This is a genomic window from Methanobrevibacter thaueri (genome assembly GCF_015062905.1).
GTDB lineage: Archaea > Methanobacteriota > Methanobacteria > Methanobacteriales > Methanobacteriaceae > Methanocatella > Methanocatella thaueri_A.
Genome location: NZ_SUTK01000088.1, coordinates 1 through 3772 on the forward strand (window position 1 = coordinate 1; position 3772 = coordinate 3772).

Consider the following 3772-nt stretch of genomic DNA (forward strand, 5'->3'; position numbering starts at 1 on the left):
TGATTCAAAATGGATTATAATATCTGCCGATGGATGGCAATGCCAGATGAAAAAGGAGGTATATATTATGGCAAACATTTATGTAAAATTTGACACACCTGAAGAATTAGCTAAACAAGCTGAAGAAGCATTAGAAACCGCACAATCTACTGGTAAAGTAGCAAAAGGTACTAACGAAGTAACCAAATTCATCGAAAGAGGAGATGCAGCATTAGTTGTTATCGCAGAAGATGTTGATCCTGCTGAAATCGTTGCACACATTCCTGTATTAGCTGATGAAAAAGAAATTCCTTACGTATACTTACCAACCAAAGAACAAGTTGGCGTAGCTGCTGGTTTAACTGTTGGTACTGCTTCCGCATGTATTGTTGATGCTGGTGACGCAGAAGCTGCTGTAGCTGAAATCGTAGAAAAAGTTGCTGAATTAAAAGAATAGATAAATTCTTTTAAGGATTTTTACGGTGATTTAAATGGAAGAAGGAACTCCTGCTGAAGTCATTGAAGTTTTAAAAAGAACTGGTATGACTGGTGAGGTTATGCAAATTAAATGCAGAATCCTCGATGGTAGAGATAAAGGAAGAATTTTAACAAGAAACATTATGGGTCCTGTAAGAAAAGGCGACATTTTAATGTTACTTGATACAATTAGAGAAGCTAAAGAAATTAGAACTCCTTAAGAAGGTGTAAAAGCATGAGAACTTGTTCATTCTGTCAAAAAGAAATAGAAGAAGGTACAGGAAAAATGTACGTTAAAAGAGACGGTACAATTTATTTCTTTTGTAGCAGCAAATGCGAAAAAAATATGATTAAACTCGGAAGAGTTCCAAGAAAAGTTAAATGGGTTAAACAATGATTCAAAAAAGTTTTGTAATGATGAAACCAGACGCTGTTCAAAGACGTCTCATGGGTAAAATATTATCCCGTTTTGAAGATAAAGGTCTTCAAATCGTAGCATGTAAATTAATTCAAATTGATGAAGATTTAGCAAAAACTCATTATGGAGAACACGCTGAAAAACCATTTTTCCCAAGTTTAGTTGAATACATTACTTCTTCACCATGCCTTGCAATGGTAATTCAAGGGGAAGAAGCAATCACTACTATTAGAAAAATTGTTGGAGCAACCAATCCTTTAGAAGCAGATCTTGGAACTATTAGAGGAGACTTCGGTATGGATACCGGAAGAAACATTATCCATGCATCAGATGCTCCTGAATCTGCAGAAAGAGAAATTGGCCTTTTCTTTAATGAAGATGAAATTTGTGATTATCAAATTATCGATAATGATTTAATTTATGAATAAATTTAGATTTTAAAAGATTTATTATTAAAGAAGATATTATGAAAATCAGATCCCCGATTGTATCAGTTTTAGGACATGTAGACCATGGAAAAACTACATTATTAGATTATATTAGAGGTAGTGCTATTGCTGATAAGGAAGCAGGTGGTATTACACAACATATTGGTGCTACAGAAATTCCAAACGATACTATTGAAGAAATCTGTGGGAATTTTATATCACGATTAACTATCAAAGATTTAATACCAGGTTTGTTCTTTATTGACACTCCAGGTCACGCAGCATTTACCAGTTTAAGAAAACGTGGTGGCGCTTTAGCGGATTTGGCTGTTTTAATTCTTGATATCAATGACGGTTTTAAACCGCAAACATATGAGGCAATAAATATTCTCAAGATGTATAAGACTCCTTTCATTGTTGTCGCAAACAAGATTGACATGATTTTTGGTTGGGAAGTCCATGAAGGAGCTTCATTTAAAGAATCTTTCAATCAGCAGGCCCCAAGTGTACAGCAAGCTTTGGACACCAAGGTCTATGAGATTGTCGGTACCCTTCACAAGGAAGGATTCCAATCTGAAAGGTTCGACAGAATCAGTAACTTCGCTTCACAAATCAGTATTATTCCTATTAGTGCTAGGTCAGGTGAAGGAGTTATTGAGGTTTTGGCAATGCTTTTGGGTCTTGCTCAGGAATATTTAACCGAACAGCTTGAAATCAATGAGGATGCTCCAGCTAAAGGTACAGTATTGGAGATTAAAGAAGAAGTTGGTTTAGGTCTCACAATTGATAGTATTATCTATGATGGTGTTTTGCGAACTAATGATGAAATAGCTTTGATGACCTCTTCAAATGAGGTTTTAACAACTAAAATCAGATCTATCTTAAGGCCGCTTCCACTTGAGGAAATGAGAGATTCCAAAAAGAAATTCCAAAAGTTCGATGAAGTGGTTGCAGCTGCAGGTATCAAAATAGCTGCTCCTAATTTAGATGATGTAATTTCAGGTTCTCCATTAAGAGTATTGAATGATAAGGAGGATGTGGAAGAGGAAATCTTAAAGGAAATTGAAGATATCACTATAAGCACTGATGATGAAGGTGTTTTAGTTAAAGCTGATACCTTAGGTTCTCTTGAAGCTATTGTTAAGTTACTCAAGGAATTGAACATTCCTATTCGTGAAGCGGATATCGGTGATGTTAATCGTAGAGATATAATCAATTCATCCATTGCTTTAAATGAGAATGATGCACATGGTGCAATCATTGCTTTTAATGTAAATGTCAATCCTAATTCTCAAGAGGATTTGGAGAATTCAGATGTCAAATTATTCAAAGGTGATGTAATCTATCAGATTATTGAAGATTATGAAGCCTGGATTGATGAAATGGAACAAGCAAAGAAAAAGGCGTTTTATGATGCTATCATTAAACCTGCAAAATTCATGTCTTTGCCGAAATTAGTTTTCCGTCAAAGCAAACCCGCTATTATTGGAATCGAATCCATTAGTGGTACAGTCAAACAAGGTCAAACATTAATCAATAAGAATGGCGAATATGTTGGTGTTATAGCCAGTATGGAAGATAAGGGTGAAACATTACCTTCTATCCCTAGAGGTCAAAGGGTGGCTATGGCAATTAAAGATGCCATTGTTGGAAAACATTTTGACGAAGGTGATGAATTATATGTTGATATTCCAGAAAAACATTATAAATTCATTGAAAGGGAATTTAAAGACAAGTTAACAGAGGATGAATTTGAAACTTTATATGAGTTTGTCGAAATTAAACGTAAACAAGATCCAGATTGGGGTAAATTTGGTCTTTTTGAATAATAAATAATTGTTATAAAAATTATGGAGGAATACCATGGCATTCAAAATTGTTGTGTCTCAAAAAGCTGAAACTCATCAAGTGGAAATCGATGATACCAAAGCACTTAACGGTTTAGTCATCGGTGATGAATTTGATGGTGCTATTGTTGGTTTAGACGGTTACACTTTAAAAATAACTGGTGGTAGTGATAAAAACGGTTTCACCATGAAAAAAGATGTTTCAGGTACTAGAAGAATAAAAAGTTTATTAACTGGAGGTACTGGTTATCATCCTAAAGCAGATGGTGTTAAAAGAAGAAAAACCGTTAGAGGAAACACTATTGCTGATGATATTGTACAAATCAACACTGTAGTTACTGAAGCTGGAAGCAAATCAATAGCTGAAATTCTTGGTGCTGGTGAAGAAGAGGAAGAATAGTTTTACTATTTTTCTCATTACTTTAACTTAAAATAAAAAAGGTGGTTATCTGTGAACGTACAGTCAGATGTTAACATAGGTTTAGTTGGTCACGTAGACCATGGTAAGACTACTCTTACTAAGGCATTATCAGGTGTATGGACTGATACTCACAGTGAGGAAACAAAAAGAGGTATTTCAATTCGTTTGGGTTATGCTGACATTGAATTTAAAAAATGTCCTA

General features: G+C 34.7%; 7 protein-coding genes. All 7 read left to right on the plus strand.

Features of this window, described 5'->3' with window-relative positions:
* Positions 1-67: 67 nt before the first annotated feature.
* Positions 68-436: a 50S ribosomal protein L7Ae gene (gene rpl7ae / locus E7Z79_RS09455; protein ID WP_303739693.1), complete on the plus strand. Its 369-nt coding sequence runs from the start codon at positions 68-70 to the stop codon at positions 434-436.
* A gap of 34 nt (positions 437-470) precedes the next feature.
* Complete coding sequence (locus E7Z79_RS09460; protein WP_292801795.1) at positions 471-677, plus strand: 30S ribosomal protein S28e; 207 nt, start codon at positions 471-473, stop codon at positions 675-677.
* Between the two features lie 14 nt (positions 678-691).
* Positions 692-853, plus strand: coding sequence for a 50S ribosomal protein L24e (locus E7Z79_RS09465; protein WP_303739690.1), 162 nt, complete (start codon positions 692-694; stop codon positions 851-853).
* Positions 850-1302 carry a nucleoside-diphosphate kinase gene (ndk, locus tag E7Z79_RS09470; protein WP_292603960.1) on the plus strand — a complete coding sequence of 151 codons (453 nt, stop codon included), beginning with the start codon at positions 850-852 and terminating at the stop codon, positions 1300-1302. The genes E7Z79_RS09465 and ndk overlap by 4 nt, the downstream gene beginning before the upstream one ends.
* Positions 1303-1340: 38 nt before the next feature.
* Positions 1341-3131: a translation initiation factor IF-2 gene (gene infB, locus E7Z79_RS09475; RefSeq protein WP_303739691.1), complete on the plus strand. Its 1791-nt coding sequence runs from the start codon at positions 1341-1343 to the stop codon at positions 3129-3131.
* 34 nt (positions 3132-3165) lie between these two features.
* Positions 3166-3549 (plus strand): 30S ribosomal protein S6e, encoded by a 384-nt coding sequence (locus E7Z79_RS09480; RefSeq protein ID WP_303739692.1) that lies wholly within the window; start codon positions 3166-3168, stop codon positions 3547-3549.
* A gap of 51 nt (positions 3550-3600) precedes the next feature.
* Positions 3601-3772, plus strand: a 172-nt coding sequence (locus E7Z79_RS09485; protein WP_303739694.1) for a GTP-binding protein, incomplete at its 3' end; no start/stop codon positions are given.

What these genes read in the sequence shown, in the direction of transcription:
- rpl7ae (WP_303739693.1), top strand. Translation starts at nt 68, where the DNA reads ATGGCAAACATTTATGTAAAATTTGACACACCTGAAGAATTAGCTAAA.
- E7Z79_RS09460 (WP_292801795.1), top strand. Translation starts at nt 471, where the DNA reads ATGGAAGAAGGAACTCCTGCTGAAGTCATTGAAGTTTTAAAAAGAACT.
- E7Z79_RS09465 (WP_303739690.1), top strand. Translation starts at nt 692, where the DNA reads ATGAGAACTTGTTCATTCTGTCAAAAAGAAATAGAAGAAGGTACAGGA.
- ndk (WP_292603960.1), top strand. Translation starts at nt 850, where the DNA reads ATGATTCAAAAAAGTTTTGTAATGATGAAACCAGACGCTGTTCAAAGA.
- infB (WP_303739691.1), top strand. Translation starts at nt 1,341, where the DNA reads ATGAAAATCAGATCCCCGATTGTATCAGTTTTAGGACATGTAGACCAT.
- E7Z79_RS09480 (WP_303739692.1), top strand. Translation starts at nt 3,166, where the DNA reads ATGGCATTCAAAATTGTTGTGTCTCAAAAAGCTGAAACTCATCAAGTG.